Raw genomic sequence first — 18,275 nt, 5'->3', positions numbered from 1 at the left:
GGCGGAGCGCATATGGTTTCGACCCGACGTGGGCGGCGTGGTTTGCGCGCCGCTTTGTGCCCGGTCAAATGCTGGACGCAGCACCTGCATAGGCTTGACACCTGATGCCACGGAGGTGCGATGGAGCGAGCGGCGTCGGCGCTGCTGACGGACCTGTACCAGCTGACCATGCTGCAATCGTACCACCGCAGCGGCATGGATGCGCAGGCGGTGTTCGAATTCTTCGTGCGCAGCCAGGGGCCGCGTTCGTTCCTCGTGGCTGCCGGCCTGGCGCAGGCGCTCGACTACCTCGGCACACTGGCAGTCGATCCGGTGGAGGTGGAGCAATTGCGCGCGCTCGGGCGCTTCGATCCCGGGTTCCTCGCTGCGCTGGCGGGCTTGCGCTTTACCGGCGACGTCGACGCGGTGCCGGAAGGCACGATCGTGTTCGCGGGCGAGCCATTGCTGCGCGTGCGCGCGCCGCTGCCGCAGGCCCAGCTGGTCGAGAGCCGGCTCGTCAACCTGTTGCATTACCAGACCATGGTCGCGTCCAAGGCGGCGCGCTGCGTGCTCGCCGCGCGCGGCAAGCGGCTGGTCGATTTCGGCATGCGCCGTTCGCACGGGGCGGAAGCCGCGCTGCTGGCCGCGCGCGCCACCTGGCTGGCCGGCTTCGACGGCACGGCGACGCTGCAAGCCGGCCTGCGCTTCGGCATTCCCGTGTTCGGCACGATGGCGCACTCGTTCGTGCAGGCGCACGCCAGCGAGCAGCAGGCCTTCGAGGCCTACGCCGGCGCCTGCCCGGAGCATGTCACCTTCCTGATCGACACCTACGACACCGAGGCCGCCGCGCGGCTGGTGGCGCAGATCAGCCCGGGCCTGGAACGGGCCGGCGCGCATGTGGAGGCGGTGCGCATCGACAGCGGCGACCTGGGCGAGTCGGCGCGCCGCGTGCGGGCCATCCTCGACGAGGGCGGCTGCCGGCACATCGGCATCTTCGCCAGCGGCAACCTGGAAGAGGCGCAGGTCGATGCGCTCGAGCGTGCCGGCGCGCCGATCCAGGGCTATGGCGTGGGCACGCGCATGAACACCTCGGCCGACGCGCCCTACCTGGACTGCGCGTACAAACTGGTCGATTACGCGGGGCGGCCGACCTTGAAGCTTTCGTCCGGCAAGGCTACCTGGCCGGGCGCCAAGCAGGTATTCCGGCGCCACGGGCCGCGCGGCGAGATGCTGTCGGACCTGGTCGCGCTCGAGGGCGAGCAGGACAGCGGATTGCCCCTGCTGCAACCAGTGATGCGCGCCGGCCGCCGCATCGATGCGCACGGCGGCTTGCCGGCCGCGCGCGCATTGCTGCGCACCCAGCTCGATGCGCTGCCGGCGCCGCTGCGGCGGCTTGACGAAGTGGCTGCCTATCCTGTGATCGTGTCCGAGGCCTTGGACGCGCTGGCGCGGCAGGTGCGCGCGAGCCTGAACCCGGCGCCGCGCCAGCCTGCGCACGGCTGATGTGGCGCAAGCCCGGCCTGGCGCGGCACCCTAAGCTGTGTCCATCGCCGAACCGGCTGTCCCGTCATCCCATGCTCACCGATACCTTGCAACTCTTCGTGTTGAATGCCAGCCGCCAGTTCGGCGAGCAGGTCGCGCGCTGGCTCGGGGTGGCGCCGGCTGCGCACGAAGAACGCGAGTTCGGCGATGGCGAGCACAAGGCGCGCGCGCTCGACAACGTGCGTGGCAACGACGTGTTCGTGGTGCAGTCGCTGCATGGCGATGGCAACTTCAGCGTCAACGACAAGCTGTGCCGGCTCCTGTTCTTCATCGGCGCGCTCAAGGACGCGGCCGCCGCGCGCGTCACGGCCGTGGTGCCCTACCTGGCTTATGCGCGCAAGGACAGCAAGACCAACCCGCGCGACCCGCTCACGCTGCGTTACATCGCCACGCTGTTCGAGGCGGTGGGCACCGATTCGCTGCTCACGCTCGACGCGCACAACCTGGCGGCCTTCCAGAACGCCTTCCGCTGCGGCACCGAGCAGCTCGACGGGGCAAACCTGTTCGCCAAGCACTTCATGCCGCTGCTGCACGACAGCGAGGTGGTGACGGTGTCGCCGGACACTGGCGGCGCCAAGCGCGCCAACCGCTTTCGCAAATGCCTGGAGGCGGGCCTGGGCAAGCCGGTCGGCACCGCCTTTTGCGAAAAATACCGCAAGGCCGACAAGCTCACCGGCGAACTGCTGGTGGGGGAGGTGGCCGGCAAGACCGCCATCTTGTACGACGACATGGTCAACAGCGGCCACACGCTGGCGCGCGCCGCCCAGGCCTGCCGCCAGCAGGGCGCCACGCGCGTGTTTGCCGCCGCCAGCCACGGGCTGTTCAGTCCGGGCGCGGCGCACGTGCTCAATGGCGCCGGCCTCGATGCGGTGGTCGTCACCGACAGCGTGGCACCGTTCCGGCAGGACCAGAGCCTGCCCGAGCACCTGACCGTGCTCAGTTGCAGCGCGCTGTTCGCGGAAGCCATCCGGCGCATGCACAACGGTGGTTCGGTCTCGGAGCTGTCGGCATGGTGACGCCACCTGCGCCACCGCGGGTGAGCGTGATCCTGCCAACCTACGGCCACGCGCACTTCATTGCCCGCGCGCTGGACAGCCTGTTGGCGCAGTCGCTGGCCGCGTGGGAAGCGATCGTGGTGGACGACGGCGCGGACGACGACACTGGTCTCGCGGTCGAGCCCTTCCTGGCCGATGCGCGCATCCATTACGTGCGGCGCGAGGCCAACGGCGGGCTTGGCGTCGCGCTGAACACGGGCCTGGCGCAGGCGCGCGCGGCGCTGCTGGCCTACCTGCCGACTGACGACGTGGTGTACCGCGACCACCTCGCCCAGCTGGCGGCCTGCCTGGACGACGAGCCCGACGCCGTGCTCGCATTTTCTGGCGTGCGCCATCATTACAACCGCTACGCCTTGGGACCCGTTCACGGCAGCTGGCTCCAGCTGGTGCAATGCATGCACCGGCGCACCGCCCTGCGCTGGACCGAGCGCGACGAGCTGGAGTCCGACGACCTCGAACGGCTGTTCTGGGGCCGCCTGCGCGCGCTTGGGCGCTTTGCCGGCACCGGGCAGGTCAGCTGCGAATGGGTGGATCACCCGCTGCAGCGGCACAAGCTGATGCAGGAACCGCTGGGCGGCATCAATCCGTTCCGCGCCTTCTACCGCGTGAGCCAGCCACTGCGGTTTCACACCAGCTGCGGCAACGCTATCGACGAGGTGGAACAGTACCGCGCCCAGCGCATGCGGCCGGCATCCACGCCATCGCCCGACGGCTTGAGCATCGTGCTGGCCGGAGAACTGGCCTACAACGCCGACCGGGTGCTCGCGCTGGAGGAGCAGGGGCACCGGCTGTACGGGCTGTGGACGCGCACTCCGTACTGGTTCAACACCGTCGGCCCGCTGCCGTTCGGCCACGTCACCGAGCTGCCGCAGCGCGGCTGGCGCGAGGCGCTGGCGCGCATCCGGCCGGACATCATCTACGCCCAGCTCAACTGGCAAACGGTCCCGTTCGCACACGAGGTGCTGATGGCCACGGCCGGCATCCCCTTCGTCTGGCACTTCAAGGAGGGACCGTTCATCTGCCTGGAAAAGGGAAGCTGGCCGCAGCTGGTCGAGCTATACCGCTACGCCGACGGCCGCATCTTCAGCAGCCCCGAAATGCGCGACTGGTTCGACACCGTGGTGCCCAAGCTGTCCACCACGCGTCCGTGCCTGGTGCTGGACGGTGACCTTCCCAAGCGCGACTGGTTCACGCAGACGCGTTCGCCCTTGTTGTCCGCGCGGGACGGCGAGGTGCACACGGTGGTGCCCGGCCGGCCCATCGGCCTGCACCCGCCCACGGTCGCCGAGCTGGCGCGGCACAAGGTGCACCTGCACTTCTACGGCGACTTTACGCACGGCCAGTGGCGTGACTGGATCGCCCAGGCCAAACAGCTGGCGCCTGGCTACCTGCACCTGCACGCCAACGTTGACCAGGCGTGCTGGGTGGAAGAGTTCTCGCGCTACGACGCCGGCTGGCTGCACGCCTTTGCCAGCGACAACGGCGGCGAACTGCGGCGCGCCAACTGGGACGACCTCAACTACCCGGCGCGCATCTCCACGCTGGCGGCGGCCGGCTTGCCGATGATTCAGCGCGACAACGAGGGCGCGGTGGTCGCCACGCAGGCGCTGGCGCGGCGCTTCGGCCTGGGCCTGGCGTACCGCTCCATCGACGAGCTCGGCGCCATGCTGCACGACGGCCAGCGGATGCGCCAGTTGCGCGAGCAGGTGTGGTCGCAGCGGCTGCAGTTTTGTTTTGACACCCATGTGCCGGCGCTCGTGGCGTTCTTCCGGACCGTGATCGAGCTCGCGGAACCGGGGCCGCGCCGGCCGGCTTGAGCAGATGGTAGCGGCCGGCAGCCGGTGGTCGCAGTCGGGCGCCGTCGGTGGCTCGCGGTGGCTGGCAGCGGCTGGCACGGCCATGCCGGTGCCAGGGCGCCGCGCGCGGCGCCCAGATGGCGCATGGCCCGCCATGCCAAAGCTCTGTGAGCGGTTTGTTGAAAGTGGGACTAATCCGACGCCATCAGCACCTCTGCGGCCGGTTGCGCGGCAGGGTGCTCGGCGTCTGCTTGACGCGCGCTGGTATCGGGCGCCGCGGGGGAGGCGGACACCGGGCTGGTTGCCGCAGGGTCCGCATGTTTGACAAGTTTTGCGTCGGCCCGCTGGGCGTCCGTGCGCGCGGCTTTGGCCTGCTGTGGTTGGGCGTTTCTTGCCGCCTCTTGCCTTTGCTGTTCCAGCACCTGCGGGATCGCAGCGCCGGTCAGCACGCCGAACGGGGACGCGATGGCGCAGGCGGGCAGGGCGAGCAGCAAGGTGGCAAGACGCGCTTTCATGTCATCTCCGGGATTTGCAACTGGAAATATTAATCCTTTTTTTGAGCAGGAGCTGCCCCAGCGCTCAAACATGTGCAAAAAAGTTCAATGCCCTGTATGCGCATCCAGTCCAAGCACGTCGCCGCGCGGGTAGCCCCAGCCAGGCACCGCGAACGTGCAGCCGCCAGCCGACAACCCGGGCGCCACCGACAGGGTCGAAAAATTCACGCCGCCCGGCGGGCCGAAGCGGGCATCGGTGGCCAGGTCGTCCTGCAGGGACGGCGCGCGGGCAAAGCGCAGCCAGGCGTCCACCCGGCAATCCTCTTGCTGCAGCGCGCGCAGCCGGGCGAGCGGCATGCTCTGCGCCCACTGCCAGGCCAGGCTGGCTGGTCCCGCTGGCGTCCCGGCGGCCGGGGCCGGGCCTGCGATACGGGCGGGGCAGGATTGCGGTGGCACCAGCTCCGGCGCAAGGCTGATTAACCCGCGCCGCAGCCGCAGCTGGCCGGCCTGCCGGTCCAGCTCCACCGCCACGAACGACCAGCAAACCGGGTTGGCCGGAAAGGCCGACATGGCCGCGTCCACCAGCTCGCCCTGCCGGGGCTGGGTGGCCACCAGCGCGCGCGCGCTCCGCACGGCCAGCCCCTGGCTCGCGACAAACAGCGCGGCCAGCGCAAGTCCCAGCCCCAGCGCGCTGCGGCCCCGCACGCGGCTGCGCCATTGCAGCCAGGCGAGCGTCACGCCGGCCAGCGCCAGGCCGGCCAGCGATCCCCACTGCAAGAAGCCGAGCGCCGTGAACAGGACCGGCAACGCCACCAGCATCGCCAAGGCGGCCCGCCGCGCGATTCCCGGACCGGCGAGTACGGCAAGCGGGGCGCCGAGCACGATCCAGAAGACAGGCTCGACAATGAACACCATGTCGCCGTATAGCCAGCGCGTATCGAACGGGAAAAAGGGATGCACGCCATACACGTTCAGGTAATCCATGCCCAGGTGCAGCGCCAGCCCGGCCGCGACCAGGCCGACGGTGGCGCGCAGCGTGGCCCGGCTTTCCCGCAACAGCGCGCGGGCGGCGGGCCACAGCCACAGCAGCGCCAGCAACAGTAGCGCCTGCGGCAACAGGCCGGCCAGCGTGTGCGTGTGGCCGCGATGTTGCAGCAGGTAGCCGAGCGGCTGCGGCGCCAGCGGCGTCAGCACCAGGTCGAGGTCGGGGAAATTGCTGGCCACCCAGCACGACACCAGCAGGAGCCGGTGGCGGGTGCGGGCCCGCCCGGGATCGGGCTCGGGCGCGAGACTGCGGTCGACAAGTTCTGCCAGGGCGAGGCCGGCAAGCGAGTGGCTGATGTTATCCATCCCGCAATATTACCTGTCGGGTGGCGTGGGGAGGCAGCGCCGTGGCCCGCTTGCCGGGTCTTTTACGGCCGCGTGTCGCCGCGTGGGCACGGTGTTCCCACCCTACGCGTCCTGCTTGTTACGCTCCAGCACGAATGCTGCCACCACGCCCACGAAGCCCTCCGGCAGCACGAGCTCGTGGCAGCGCGCCGGCAGCGCCAGCCCGCTCCACTCGGTGAGCTGGCGGCCGTGGCATTTCAGGCGCGCCTCGTGCTCGGTCCACGCGCGCGCCAGCAAGGCGGGGCGCCGCTCGGGCGCGCTGGCTTCGAGCAGGTCCAGCACGTGCGGCGGCAGGTAGTCGCGCGCCACCTGGCGCCAGTCCGGCGCCTCCTGCACCCGCATCAGGTCCACCCCCGCCAGGCCGCGCGTATGAATCGCGGCCACCGACAATGGGCCGTCATGGCTGATCGAAATCCCGGGCGGCGCCATGCCCGCCGCGCCCAGAAACGACACGGCGGGCGCACGCCCGGCCGAAAAATGGATCATGATCTGGTCCACCGCCAGCCCGTACAGCTGGGCCAGCGCCTCGCACAGCGCCTGCCGGGTGCGGCGGCGCGCCGCCTGCCGCTCGCCGTCCCCACGCACGCCGATCACATACAGGCCGTTTTCCCGTGGCGCCAGCTGTGCCGGCCACCATGCCACTTCCACTGGCGCTTCCATCATGACCTCGCCAGCGCGGCTGGAAGGCCGGCCCAGCTGGTCGCGGCCGGAATATGCTCGCCCTTCATCACCAGCGTGAGCGGACCAAGGCGCGCATTGTCGCCCACCCGCGCGCTGTACAGCACGGCGCTCCTTGGGCCCAGGTACACGCGGCTGCCGATCTCCACGTGGTCGATCTTCATCACGCGGTCCTCGAACAGGTGCGTTTGCGGGCACGACAGCGCATTCAGTTCGCTGTAGTCGCCAATGTTCACGCAGTCGAATTCGGTGATGTCGGTCGTATCCATGTACACCCCGCGGCCGATGCGGCAGCCCAGCAGCCAGAACGCCAGTGGCAGCCATGGCGTGCCGCGCAGGTAGCGCATGAAGTTGGGCACCGCGATGCCCTCGTACAGGTTGGTCACGCCTTCGGACAGCCACACGAACGGCGTCCACATCGGCGCGGCGCGCTTGCGGTAGCGGCCCAGCAGCACCCACTTGAGCAGCGCCACCAGCAGGTAGTTGCCCACGCCGTAGGCCAGGCCGACCAGCGCCAGGTCCAGTACCACCTCGCCCCAGCGGCCGGCGCCGGCGATCGGCATCAGGTCCAGCACCACAGTGTAGCCGACCGCGATCACCACCGCATGCGGCGCGACGATGCGAAATCCCTCGACCAGCGCGCGGCCCAGCCGGCGCAGCGGCGACGGCCGGTAGGTCAGTTTTTCCGGGTAGCCGCTGACCTGCTCGCGCGCCGGCAGGTGGATCGGGGGCGAACCCAGCCAGGTGTCGCCGCTCTTCATCTGTGCGTTGCCTGGCGCGTGCGTGTGCACGCCCACCAGCACGTGCTCGGGCAGCACGGTGCCGTCCGGGATGTAGCTGCCGTTGCCCACGAAACTGCGGTGCGACACCACGGTCGGCTGCATCGTCATCCAGCCGCCGTCGATCTGTTCGTCGCCCAGCATCACCGCGTCGGCGATGAAGGTCTCGTCGCCGAGCGTGAGCATGTCGGGAACCACGCCCAGCGCGGTCGAGATCTCGGCATCGCGCCCGACCTTGGCGCCCAGCAGCCGGTACCAGAACGGCGCGAACACGGTCGCGTAGATCCCGTGCAGCACGTTCAGGCTCGACTCCTGGATATGGCTGACCAGCCACTTGGCGCAGTAGGTCCGGCTGTGGATCGGCGAGCGCCCCGGCGAAAGGCGCGGCAGCGCGCCCCAGCGGATCGCGGCCGAGACCAGCGCCGTGAGCACGATCAGCACCGCGCTCGCCGGGAAGGCCAGCACGAAGTAGCGCGCCAGCTGGATGGTCACGCTCGAACCCTGCAGCCAGTGCAGCTTGTCCTGCTCGTCGAACCAGTCGATCAGCACGAAGCTCGGGAACACCGGCATGAAGAACAGGGTGGCCACCGCCACCATGCCGGTGACGAAGAATGCCGCCTCGGCCGCCAGCCGCGCCTTCGACACGCGCGGGCGCGGCGGCAGGCTGGCCGGATCGAATGCGCCCGCATCCACCGCGGGCGAGCCGCTCCACACGCGCCCATCCGGCACGGCGGCGCCGTCGGGCAGCGCCGACTGGCCCTCCAGGTGGCCCTGCCTGCCCACGCGCGTGTTCCCTTCCAGGATCGCGTACGAGGCCACGCAGGCGTCGTCGTCCAGGCGAATCGCGCCCAGGCGCAGCCAGCCGCGCTCCACGCGCGCGTTCTCGAAGTTGACCGCATTGCCGACGCTGACGTTGTCGCCGATCGACAGCAGCTCCGGCGCGCGCAGCGTCATCGATCCGATCACCACGTCGCGCCCGACCTTGGCGCCAAGCGCGCGCAGCCACCAGTTGTACAGCGAGGACCCCGACAGCAGGTAGCTCGGCGCCGACTCGACCAGCCGGTCCGCCAGCCACCAGCGGTAATAGGTCACGCCCCACAGCGGGTACGAGCCCGGCTTCAGGCGGCCGGCCACCAGCCACTTGCCGGCGATCGCCACCGCGAACTCCATCAGCGTGGCGAGCAGGAACACGAGGATCGAGGCGGCGATCGCGCGCGCCACCGAGTCGCCCGGGTCGCCGGTCAGGAAGTGGTAGGTGAAGAACGGCGCCAGCCACTGCGCCATGCGCAGCGTCACCAGGCCCGGCACCGCGGCCAGCTGCGCCAGCCCGCACAGCCAGCGCTTGCCTGCCGGCGGCGGCGTCCATTCTTCCTGCGCGCTGCCGGTGCCGGCCGATTCGCCCAGGGCGGCGGCGATCAGGCCGATTTTGCGCTGCTGGTAGATGTCGCGCACGGTCATGTGCGCAAAGCGCGGATCGGCGCGCAGGCTCGACGCCAGGCGCGCCGCAAAGAACGAGTGGCCACCCAGGTCGCTGAAGAAGTCCAGCTCGCGCCGGATCGGCTGGCCCGGGAACAGCTTCCCGAGCGCGGCAAACAGCGCTTCCTCGGCCGGCGTCTCGGCAATGTCCGAGTCGGCCGCATCGCCCGCCGGCGGCGCCGACAACGGCATCGCCTTGAGCGCCTTGCGGTCGATCTTCCCGGAGGTCAGGCGCGGCATCTCGGCCAGCTGCTCGAAACGGCTGGGCACCATGTACGGCGGCAGCCGCGTCGCCAGCTGCTGGCGGAGCGCGGACGGCGCCAGCGCCTCTTCGCTCGCGCCGTGCTTGGGCACCAGGTAGGCGACCAGCCGGTCGATGCCGTCGTCGCGGCGCAGCAGCACGGCGGTCGTGCCCACGCCTTCCAGTTGCGCCAGTACCGCTTCGATCTCGCCGAGTTCGACCCGGAAGCCGCGGATCTTGACCTGGTCGTCGGTCCGGCCCAGGCACACCACCTCGCCATCGTCGAGGATGCGCGCCAGGTCGCCGGTGCGGTACAGGCGTGCGTCGTGGTCGCCGACGGACCAGGGATTGGGCAGGAATTTTTCGGCGGTCAGGTCGGGCCGGCCCAGGTAGCCGGCGGCCAGGCCCGGCCCGGTGATGCACAGTTCGCCCGTCTCGCCGCGCGGCAGCAGCGCCAGGCCGCCCGGCTCGCCGCCGGCCGCAATCACCAAGAGGCCATAGTTGGGCAGCGGCTTGCCGATCGTGACCGGGCGCCCCGGCGCCAGCCGCGCCAGGCTGGCCGACACCGTGGCCTCGGTCGGCCCGTAGGTATTGAACATCTGGCGCCCGGGCCGCGCGTAGCGCTCCACCACGGTCTCGGGGCACATCTCGCCGCCCAGGTTAATCAGGCGCAGTGACGGCACGTCTTGCGCGAACAGGGCCAGCAGGGTCGGCACCGCGTGCAGCACCGTGACCCGGTTCTCGTCCAGCAGGCGCGGCAGCGCCTCCGGGTCGCCGGCCGCCTCGCGCGGGCCGATCCACAGCGTGGCGCCGACCAGGTACGAGATCCAGATCTCTTCGAACGACATGTCGAATGCCACGGAAAAGCCCTGGTACACCCGGTCGCTCTCGCGTACGCCCAGCACCTCGTTCTCGCTGCGCAGGAAGTGGCAGATGCTGCGCTGGCTGATCAGGATGCCTTTCGGCTTGCCGGTCGAACCCGATGTGTAAATGACATAGGCCGGCGCGTCTGGCGACACCGCGCCGCGGCGCTGCGCCACGAAGCCCTCCGGCGGCGCGGCCAGCAGGTCTTCGGCGGTGAACAGCGGGCGGTCCAGTTGGGCCAGCTGCGGCGCCATGCCGGCGCTGCTGACCAGGCCCGCGGCCCGGGCGTCTTCCATGCACACCAGCAGCCGCTCGGCTGGTGTGTCGGCATCCACCGGCAGCCAGGCGGCGCCGGCCTTGGCGATTGCCGCCTGCATGACCAACAGTTCGATCCCGCGCGGCAGCCACAGGCCCAGGATGTCGCCGGGCCGGATGCCGGCCTCGAGCAGGCGCGCGGCGGCCAGGCCGGCCAACCGGTCCAGTTCGGCATAGGTGATCTGGCGCTCGCCCTCGATCAGCGCAACCTGGCCGGGCACACGCCGGGCGGTCGCTTCGAGCAGGTCAGCAAGGATTTCTTCGCGCAGCAGTTCGGGCTGCGCCGGGCCGTACAGCACTTCAGGATGCCGTTCTGCAAGGGTGAGGTCACTCATCAACGGCGGGGAATTTGAAACAGGCACATCCGTGAGAGCGTACAGCATTTCGCTCGCGCGTGAGGCTTGGCCACGGACTTTTTCTTCTACAAGCATGTTTTAGAGAATTTTTTGATCTAGATCAAGAATACGAGTCTGACATCAGGCTTACACTGCGGCACTTTCAGTGCTCCCGGGCAATAAGGATAGTTGTGCGCGAAAACATGCCGGTGACGGCGACCGAGTACCTGCTGCGGGACGGGCAGTGCATCGTGTCCAAGACCGACACCAAGGGGCGCATCACCTACGTCAACCCCACCTTTGTGGAGGTGAGCGGGTTTTCGGAACAGGAGGTCCTGGGCAAGGCGCACAACATCGTGCGCCACCCGGACATGCCCCCCGAAGCTTTCGCCGACCTGTGGAAAACGCTCCAGGCCGGCCAGCCGTGGACCGGACTGGTGAAAAATCGCCGCAAGAATGGCGATTTCTATTGGGTTGTTGCCAATGTGGTACCGGTTCGCGAAGGTTCGCGCACGGTTGGCTACATGTCGGTACGCACCAAGCCGGCGCGCGAGCAGGTCGAAGCCGCCGACGCGCTGTACCGCCGGATGCGCTCGACCCCGGCCCATGGCATCGTCCTACGGCATGGCAAGGTCGCGCCCACCGGGTTGCGGGCGCGGATTGCCGCCTTGCGTGGCCTGCCGTTCAGCGACCGGCTCGCGCTCCTGATGGGTGGCCAGGCCGTGCTGATGGCTGCGCTCGCCGTGGCCGCCGGCGACACGCTGTGGCGCGTGCTCGCGGCACTCGGCGCCGCCGTGACGCTGGCAGCGTGGTATGACTTGCGGCGCAGCCTGGTGCGGCCGCTCGCCGCCGCCACCGATGCCTTGTACGCGATGGCCGGCGGCGACCTGGGCCACGCCTGTCCGCAGGGCGGCAGCGACGACATCGGCCGGCTGCTGGCCGCGTTGCGCCAGCTGAACGTGAACCTGACCGCGCTGGTCGGCGACGTGCGCGTGAACGTGCGCTCGATCGAGGGCGCGATGCGCGACATCGCGGCCGGCAATGCCGACCTGGCCTCGCGCACCGAGTCGCAGGCCGCCAGCCTGGAACAGACCGCCGCCAGCCTGCAGCAGATCGCGGCGGCGGCCGGGCAGGCCACCGAAAGCGCGCGCCGCGCCGACGAGATGGTCAGCGGCGCGGCCGGGGTGGCCAGCCGCGGCGGCCAGGCGGTGGAGCGCGTGGGCGCCACGATGGGGCGCATCAGCACCTCGGCCAGCCGCATCGTGGACATCATCGCGCTGATCGACGGGATCGCGTTCCAGACCAACCTGCTGGCGCTGAACGCCTCGGTGGAGGCGGCCCGGGCAGGCGAGGGCGGACGCGGTTTCGCGGTGGTGGCGGACGAGGTGCGCGCGCTGGCCCAGCGTTCGGCCGGCGCGGCGCGCGAGATCAAGGCGCTGATCGAGGAGTCGGCCATGCAGGTCGAGCAGGGCAGCGCGCTGGTGGACGAAGCCGGGCGCACCATGCGCGACGTGGTGGTGGCGGTGCAGGGCGCGGTGGCGGTCATGAACGACATCAGCCGCGCCAGCGCCGAGCAGCACGACGGCATCGACCAGGTCAATGCGACAATGGGCGCGCTCGATACGATCACGCGCCAGAACGCCGCGCTGGTCGAGGAATCGGCGATGGCCTCGTCCAGCGTTGCCGAAGACGCAACACGGCTGGTGCGGGCGGTCGCGCTGTTCAAATTGGCGGAAGAAGGTTACATGCCCACTCCGACTCCGACATATTTGATGCACGTCAAGGAACTGGCTGAGCCGGATCAATAAACTTTTACATAATCGACCCGAGCCGCACCCTGCGGCCGGCATCCAGCAGGAGCCTCCCACAAATGCACTCAAACGTCATCCCGGTCGCGGCCAGCCCGTCGTATTCGGCTGCCTACCAGTCGGTTGAATTCGATGCAGAGCTCCTTGGCCGGCTGGCCAAGTCTGGTCCCCGCTATACCTCCTACCCGACCGCCGACCGTTTTTCCGAGTCGTTCGGCTACCGCGATTACCTGCAGGCGGTCGCAGGCGTGCGCACCCGGGGCGGCGCCAAGCCGCTGTCGCTGTACCTGCACATCCCGTTCTGCGATACCGTCTGCTACTACTGCGCCTGCAACAAGATCGTCACCAAGAACCGCGAAAAGGCCGCCACCTACCTCGCCTACCTCAAGCGCGAAGTGGAGATGCAGGGCCTGCTGTTCTCGGGCATGAACGAAGTCGAGCAGCTGCACTTCGGCGGCGGCACCCCGACCTACCTGTCGGATGCCCAGATGGGCGAGCTGATGGCCCACCTGCACCGGCTGTTCCGCTTCGCGCCGGACGGCGTGGGCGAATACTCGATCGAGGTGGACCCGCGCACCGTGACGCCCGAGCGCGTCCATTCGCTGCGCGAGCAGGGCTTCAACCGCATCAGCCTGGGCGTGCAGGACTTCGACCCCGAGGTGCAGAAAGCGGTCAACCGCATCCAGCCGGAAGGCGAGACCCGCTCGGTGATCGACGCCGCCCGCGGTGCTGGCTTCCGTTCGGTCAGCGTCGACCTGATTTATGGCCTGCCGCGCCAGACCGTCAAGACCATCGGCGAGACGCTCGACAAGGTCGTCGCCTGCAGCCCGGACCGCATCGCGGTGTACCACTACGCGCACATGCCGCACCTGTTCAAGCCGCAGCGCCGCATCAATGAGTCCGAGCTGCCGTCGAGCGACGCCAAGCTGGCCATGCTGTCGCTGTGCATCGAGCGCCTGTCCAAGGCCGGCTACGTGTACATCGGCATGGACCACTTCGCCAAGCCGACCGACGACCTGGCGGTGGCACAGCAGCAGGGCCGCCTGCACCGCAACTTCCAGGGCTATTCGACCCACTCGGACACCGACCTGGTGTCGTGCGGCGTGTCGGCCATCAGTTCCGTGGGCGCCACCTACAGCCAGAACGTCAAGACGCTCGACGCCTACTACGACCTGCTCGACCGCAACGAGCTGCCGATCGCGCGCGGCATTCGCTTGACGATGGACGACGCGCTGCGCCGCACCCTGATCCAGAAGCTGATGTGCCAATTCGAAGTGTGCATTCCGGCGCTCGAGCAGGCCTTCCCGATCCAGTTCGACCAATACTTCGAGAGCGAGCTGGCGCAGCTGCGCGAGCTCGAACGCGATGGCCTGGTGACGCGTGACGCCGAATGGATCACGGTGACCATGAAAGGGCGCCTGTTGATCCGCAACGTGTGCATGGTGTTCGACCGCTACCTGGCCTCGCGCGGCAACGGGCCGCGCCACTCGCAGACCATCTGAGCGGCGCATGGCCGGCATCAACCTGTTCCCCATGTTCATGGTGGGCCTGCTCGGCAGCGTCCACTGCGGCGCCATGTGCGGCGGCATCGTGAGCGCGCTCTCGCTCGCGCCGGCGCGCGCGAGCACGCCCGCGTTCCCGGTGCCGGTGCGCACGGTGACGCTGCAGTCCAGCCTGCCCAACGTATTCGCCTACAATGCGGGGCGCATCGGCAGCTACATGATCGCCGGCGCGCTGGCCGGTGGCGCCGCCGGCAGCGCGCGCTCTCTCGCCGGGCTGCCGGCGCTGCAGGCGGGCGGCTTCTGGCTCGCCAACCTCATGCTCATCGCGCTCGGCCTGTACCTGATGGATGCCTGGCGCGGCCTGGCCTGGTTGGAGCAGGGCGGGCGCGCGCTGTGGCGCCACGTGCAACCGCTGATGCGCCGGGTCGGCCCGCCCGACACCCCCGCCAAGATGCTCGCCACCGGCTTTTTGTGGGGCTGGCTGCCGTGCGGGATGGTGTACAGCGCGCTGGTGACGGCGATGCTGACCGGCTCCAGCGCTGCCGGCGCCTCCGTGATGCTGGCGTTCGGCCTTGGCACGCTGCCGATGCTCGTTGCGCTGGGCGCGGCCGGGGCCCAGGTGCGCGCCTTCCTGGCGCGGCGCGCCGTGCGCGTGGCCAGCGGCGTGGTGGTGCTCGGGTTCGGCGTGCTGGGCCTGGTGCGCGCGGCCGGCGGCCTGCCGCAAAGCTGGCTGCACACCCTGTGCATCACGCCGGGAGTGGGCGCGTGAACGCGGTCCCGAAACCGGTGGCGTGCTTCCACTGCGGCGAGCCGGTGCCGGCCAACAGCCGCTGGGAGGCGAACATCGACGGCAAGCCGCGCCCGATGTGCTGCCCCGGTTGCGCTGCCGCGGCCCAGGCCATCGCCGACGGCGGCTTTGCCGACTATTACAGCACCCGTACCGAATACGCCGCGCGCCAGGAAGACGCGGCCGCCGATGCGCCCGAGCTGGCCCTGTACGACGAGGATCCGCAAGCCACCGAGGCCGTGTTCTCGGTCGAAGGCATGCGCTGCGCGGCCTGCGTGTGGCTGATCGAGCGGCGCCTGGCCCACCTGCCGGGCGTGGCCGACGTGGCCCTGAACGTGGCCACCGAGCGCCTGCGCGTGCGCTGGGAGCCCGGCCAGTGCAAGCCCAGCGACATCGTGCGCGCGGTGCGCGCGATCGGCTACGGCGCCTATCCTTACGACGCGAAACAGCACGGCGAGCAGCTCGAACGCGCCCGCAAGAAGCTGTTCCGCCAGCTGTTCATCGCGGGCCTGGCGATGATGCAGGTGATGATGTATGCGGTCCCGGTCTACATGGCCACCGACGGCACCATGGACGCCAGCATGGAGGCGCTGATGCACTGGGCCTCGTTCGCGCTGACCGTGCCGGCCGTGTTCTACTCGGCCCAGCCGTTCTTCCGCGGCGCCTGGCTCGACCTCAAGCGCGGCATGCCGGGCATGGACGTGCCGGTTGCGCTGGGCATCGGCGCGGCCTTCGTGGGCAGCCTGTGGGCGCTGGTGACGCGTTCGGGCGAGGTGTACTTCGACTCGATCACGATGTTCATCTTCCTGCTGCTGGGCAGCCGCTATTTCGAGCTGGGTGCGCGCCGCAAGGCCGCGCGCGCGCTCGAGGGCCTGCAGCGGGCGCTGCCGGCGTCGGCGCTGCGCATGCCCGGCTATCCGGTTGAACGCGCGACCGAGCTGGTGGCGGCCGGCGCGCTGCAGCCGGGCGACCTGATCCTGGTGCAGCCGGGGCAGGCGGTGGCCGCCGACGGCGTGATCGTCGAGGGTGCGACCGAGGTGGACCTGGCGCTGTTGACCGGCGAGAGCCGCACCCAGCGCAAACACGCCGGCGACGAGCTGCCTGGCGGCGCGGTCAACGCGGCGCAGGCGATCGTGCTGCGCGTGACCACCGCTGCGCGCGACAGCACGCTGGCGCTGCTGGTGCGCCTGGTGGAACGAGCAGGGCAGGGCAAGCCGCAGCTGGCGCTGTGGGCCGACAAGGTCGCCGCCTGGTTCGTGGCCGCGCTGCTGGTGCTGACCGTGATCGTGTTCGCGGCCTGGCACGTCATCGACCCGTCGCGTGCCTGGGCGGCCGCCATTGCCGTGCTGGTGGTCTCGTGCCCGTGCGCGCTGTCGCTGGCCACGCCCACCGCGCTGGCGGCGGCCACCGACCGCCTGCTGCGCCGTGGCGCGCTCGCCGTGCAGCCGCACGTGCTCGAGACGCTGGCGCGCGCCACCCATGTGGTATTCGACAAGACCGGCACCCTGACGCTGGGGCGTCCGGAACTGCGCCGCACGGTGGCGCTGGACGCGGCGGGCGAAGGGGAATGCTTGCAGCTGGCCGGCGCGCTGGAAGCGGCCAACGCGCACCCGATCGCGCTGGCGATCCGCGCCGCGGCCGGCCCGGTGCTGGCGGCGGCGCAGGAACTGGAATATGTGGTCGGCGAGGGTGTCGAAGGAACGATCGCGGGTGTGCGCTACCGGCTGGGCAGCGCGGCGTTCGTGGCAGGTTTGGCGGGGAGCCAAGAGCCGGCGGGTGGCGATACCGGCGCCACCCGCGTCTGGCTCGCTGCACCGGGCCGCTGGCTGGCCCGGTTCGAGCTGGCCGACGGCTTGCGGCCTGAAGCGCGCGAGATCGTGCGCCGCTTCCACCAGGCCGGCCAGACGGTGGTGCTGCTCTCCGGCGACCAGCAGGAAGCGGCCGCCGCCGTGGCTGCCGAGCTCGGCATCGACGAGGCGCTGGGCGGGCAATTGCCACAACAAAAGCTCGACTACGTGCGCGCTTTGCAGCAAAATGGCGCGGTGGTCGCGATGGTGGGCGACGGCGTCAACGACGCGGCGGTGCTGCGCGGCGCGGACGTGTCGTTTGCTATGGGCAACGGCGCGGCGCTGGCCCAGCTCAATGCCGATTGCGTGCTGCTCGGCGACGGCCTGGGTCCGCTGGCCGATGCCGCCGATACCGCGCGCCGCACCCTTGCCGTGATCCGCCAGAACCTGGCGTGGGCCACGGTGTACAACCTGGCCGCAATCCCGGCCGCCGCCTTCGGGCTGCTCAATCCCTGGCTGTCCGGTATCGGCATGGCGGCCAGCTCCGCCCTTGTGGTGGGCAACGCATTACGCCTCAGAAGGGGAAAGTGATCATGGAAGCGCTGTATTTACTCGTGCCGCTGAGCATCATCACGGTAGGCATCGCGATCTGGGTGTTCTTTGGCGCGTCCGACAGCGGCCAGTTCGACGACCTCGAAGGGCCGGCCATGCGCATTCTCCGCGACGACGACCACGCGTAACCGGTAGCGCGTAGCGTGGGCAGATTCTGCCCACGCGTTCAGCCCGTGCGAGCTGCCGCCCGCGGCCTGGGCGGCAAAGGCGAGGCCCTGCGGCTTCGCCCCTCAAATCTGCGGCGGCGCGCCCGTCGCCCGTCGTTGTTCTTTTTCTAACATCTCCTGGCATTCGATGCAGGTCTGCACCGTTGGCGTAGCCAGCAGGCGCTGCTCTCCGATCTCGCGCCCGCACTCGACGCAAATGCCGTAACCGCCCGACTCCAGCCGCCCCAGCGCGGCGTCGATGGCGTGCAGCAGCGCGCTCTCGTGGTCGGCCAGGTGCTCCTCGTTGTGGCTGATCATCTCGGCCTGCGGCCGGTCCTCGTTCTGCGCCGTGTGTGCGCCCGGGCCGATGGCAGGGTCGTCGCCGTACACCCGCGCGCGCACCGCGCCCAGCAGGTCCTCGCGGCTCTTGGTGAGCTTGCGCTCGACTTCGGCATGGAGTTGGGGGGAAATAGGCATCAGAATCGTCCTGTGAGCTTTAGTCAAAGCGTCCACACCGAGTGTGGCGGGCTAGCCTGTCCAGATTCTTGATGCATCTCAAAACTGCGGTCGCAAAATTCGGGAACTAAGAGCGAATATTGTTGCATGGGGACACATTCCCATAACTCAAGTGTTGCCGAACAATTTGATTCACATCAAGGATTTTTGCGGTGCGGAAAACTACTCTGCTAC

Annotated in this window: 13 protein-coding genes; 8 read left to right on the top strand and 5 right to left on the bottom strand. The window is 69.6% G+C overall.

What is annotated here, in order from left to right:
• The first annotated feature begins 120 nt into the window (after positions 1-120).
• The 3 genes from NX774_RS02125 to NX774_RS02115 all read left to right on the top strand — a co-directional run bounded on the left by NX774_RS02125 (position 121) and on the right by NX774_RS02115 (position 4,393).
• Positions 121-1,482, top strand: a complete 1,362-nt coding sequence (locus tag NX774_RS02125; RefSeq protein ID WP_258820500.1) for a nicotinate phosphoribosyltransferase — start codon at positions 121-123, stop codon at positions 1,480-1,482.
• Between the two features lie 71 nt (positions 1,483-1,553).
• Positions 1,554-2,537, top strand: coding sequence for a ribose-phosphate diphosphokinase (locus tag NX774_RS02120; protein WP_258820499.1), 984 nt, complete (start codon positions 1,554-1,556; stop codon positions 2,535-2,537).
• Positions 2,531-4,393, top strand: coding sequence for a glycosyltransferase family 2 protein (locus NX774_RS02115; RefSeq protein WP_258820498.1), 1,863 nt, complete (start codon positions 2,531-2,533; stop codon positions 4,391-4,393). The genes NX774_RS02120 and NX774_RS02115 overlap by 7 nt, the downstream gene beginning before the upstream one ends.
• A gap of 170 nt (positions 4,394-4,563) precedes the next feature.
• Here the strand turns inward: NX774_RS02115 and NX774_RS02110 are convergent, their stop codons facing one another.
• From NX774_RS02110 to NX774_RS02095, 4 genes are all read right to left on the bottom strand, one after another.
• A complete protein-coding gene (locus tag NX774_RS02110; RefSeq protein ID WP_258820497.1) occupies positions 4,564-4,887 on the bottom strand; it encodes a hypothetical protein in 324 nt (107 codons plus the stop codon).
• 84 nt (positions 4,888-4,971) lie between these two features.
• Complete coding sequence (locus NX774_RS02105) at positions 4,972-6,216, bottom strand: metal-dependent hydrolase (RefSeq protein WP_258820496.1); 1,245 nt, start codon at positions 6,214-6,216, stop codon at positions 4,972-4,974.
• Positions 6,217-6,318: 102 nt separating this feature from the next.
• Complete coding sequence (locus NX774_RS02100) at positions 6,319-6,918, bottom strand: 4'-phosphopantetheinyl transferase family protein (RefSeq protein ID WP_258820495.1); 600 nt, start codon at positions 6,916-6,918, stop codon at positions 6,319-6,321.
• Positions 6,915-10,943 carry a Pls/PosA family non-ribosomal peptide synthetase gene (locus NX774_RS02095; RefSeq protein WP_258820494.1) on the bottom strand — a complete coding sequence of 1,343 codons (4,029 nt, stop codon included), beginning with the start codon at positions 10,941-10,943 and terminating at the stop codon, positions 6,915-6,917. The genes NX774_RS02100 and NX774_RS02095 overlap by 4 nt, the downstream gene beginning before the upstream one ends.
• Before the next feature lie 191 nt (positions 10,944-11,134).
• Between NX774_RS02095 and NX774_RS02090 the strand changes: the two genes are divergently transcribed.
• From NX774_RS02090 to ccoS, 5 genes are all read left to right on the top strand, one after another.
• Complete coding sequence (locus NX774_RS02090; RefSeq protein ID WP_258820493.1) at positions 11,135-12,751, top strand: methyl-accepting chemotaxis protein; 1,617 nt, start codon at positions 11,135-11,137, stop codon at positions 12,749-12,751.
• Positions 12,752-12,813: 62 nt separating this feature from the next.
• On the top strand, positions 12,814-14,253 hold the full coding sequence (gene hemN / locus NX774_RS02085; protein ID WP_258820492.1) for an oxygen-independent coproporphyrinogen III oxidase: 1,440 nt from the start codon (positions 12,814-12,816) through the stop codon (positions 14,251-14,253).
• 7 nt (positions 14,254-14,260) lie between these two features.
• Positions 14,261-15,022 (top strand): sulfite exporter TauE/SafE family protein, encoded by a 762-nt coding sequence (locus NX774_RS02080; protein ID WP_258820491.1) that lies wholly within the window; start codon positions 14,261-14,263, stop codon positions 15,020-15,022.
• A complete protein-coding gene (locus NX774_RS02075) occupies positions 15,019-17,418 on the top strand; it encodes a heavy metal translocating P-type ATPase (protein WP_258820490.1) in 2,400 nt (799 codons plus the stop codon). The genes NX774_RS02080 and NX774_RS02075 overlap by 4 nt, the downstream gene beginning before the upstream one ends.
• 2 nt (positions 17,419-17,420) lie before the next feature.
• A complete protein-coding gene (ccoS, locus tag NX774_RS02070) occupies positions 17,421-17,567 on the top strand; it encodes a cbb3-type cytochrome oxidase assembly protein CcoS (RefSeq protein WP_258820489.1) in 147 nt (48 codons plus the stop codon).
• Between the two features lie 102 nt (positions 17,568-17,669).
• Here the strand turns inward: ccoS and NX774_RS02065 are convergent, their stop codons facing one another.
• Positions 17,670-18,062, bottom strand: a complete 393-nt coding sequence (locus tag NX774_RS02065; protein ID WP_258820488.1) for a TraR/DksA family transcriptional regulator — start codon at positions 18,060-18,062, stop codon at positions 17,670-17,672.
• Positions 18,063-18,275: the final 213 nt, after the last annotated feature.

The sequence above is a fragment of the Massilia agilis genome, from assembly GCF_024756255.1.
Lineage (GTDB): Bacteria > Pseudomonadota > Gammaproteobacteria > Burkholderiales > Burkholderiaceae_D > Telluria > Telluria agilis.
Note: the sequence above shows the minus strand (reverse complement) of the source record. Positions and strands in the feature narration are given on the sequence as shown.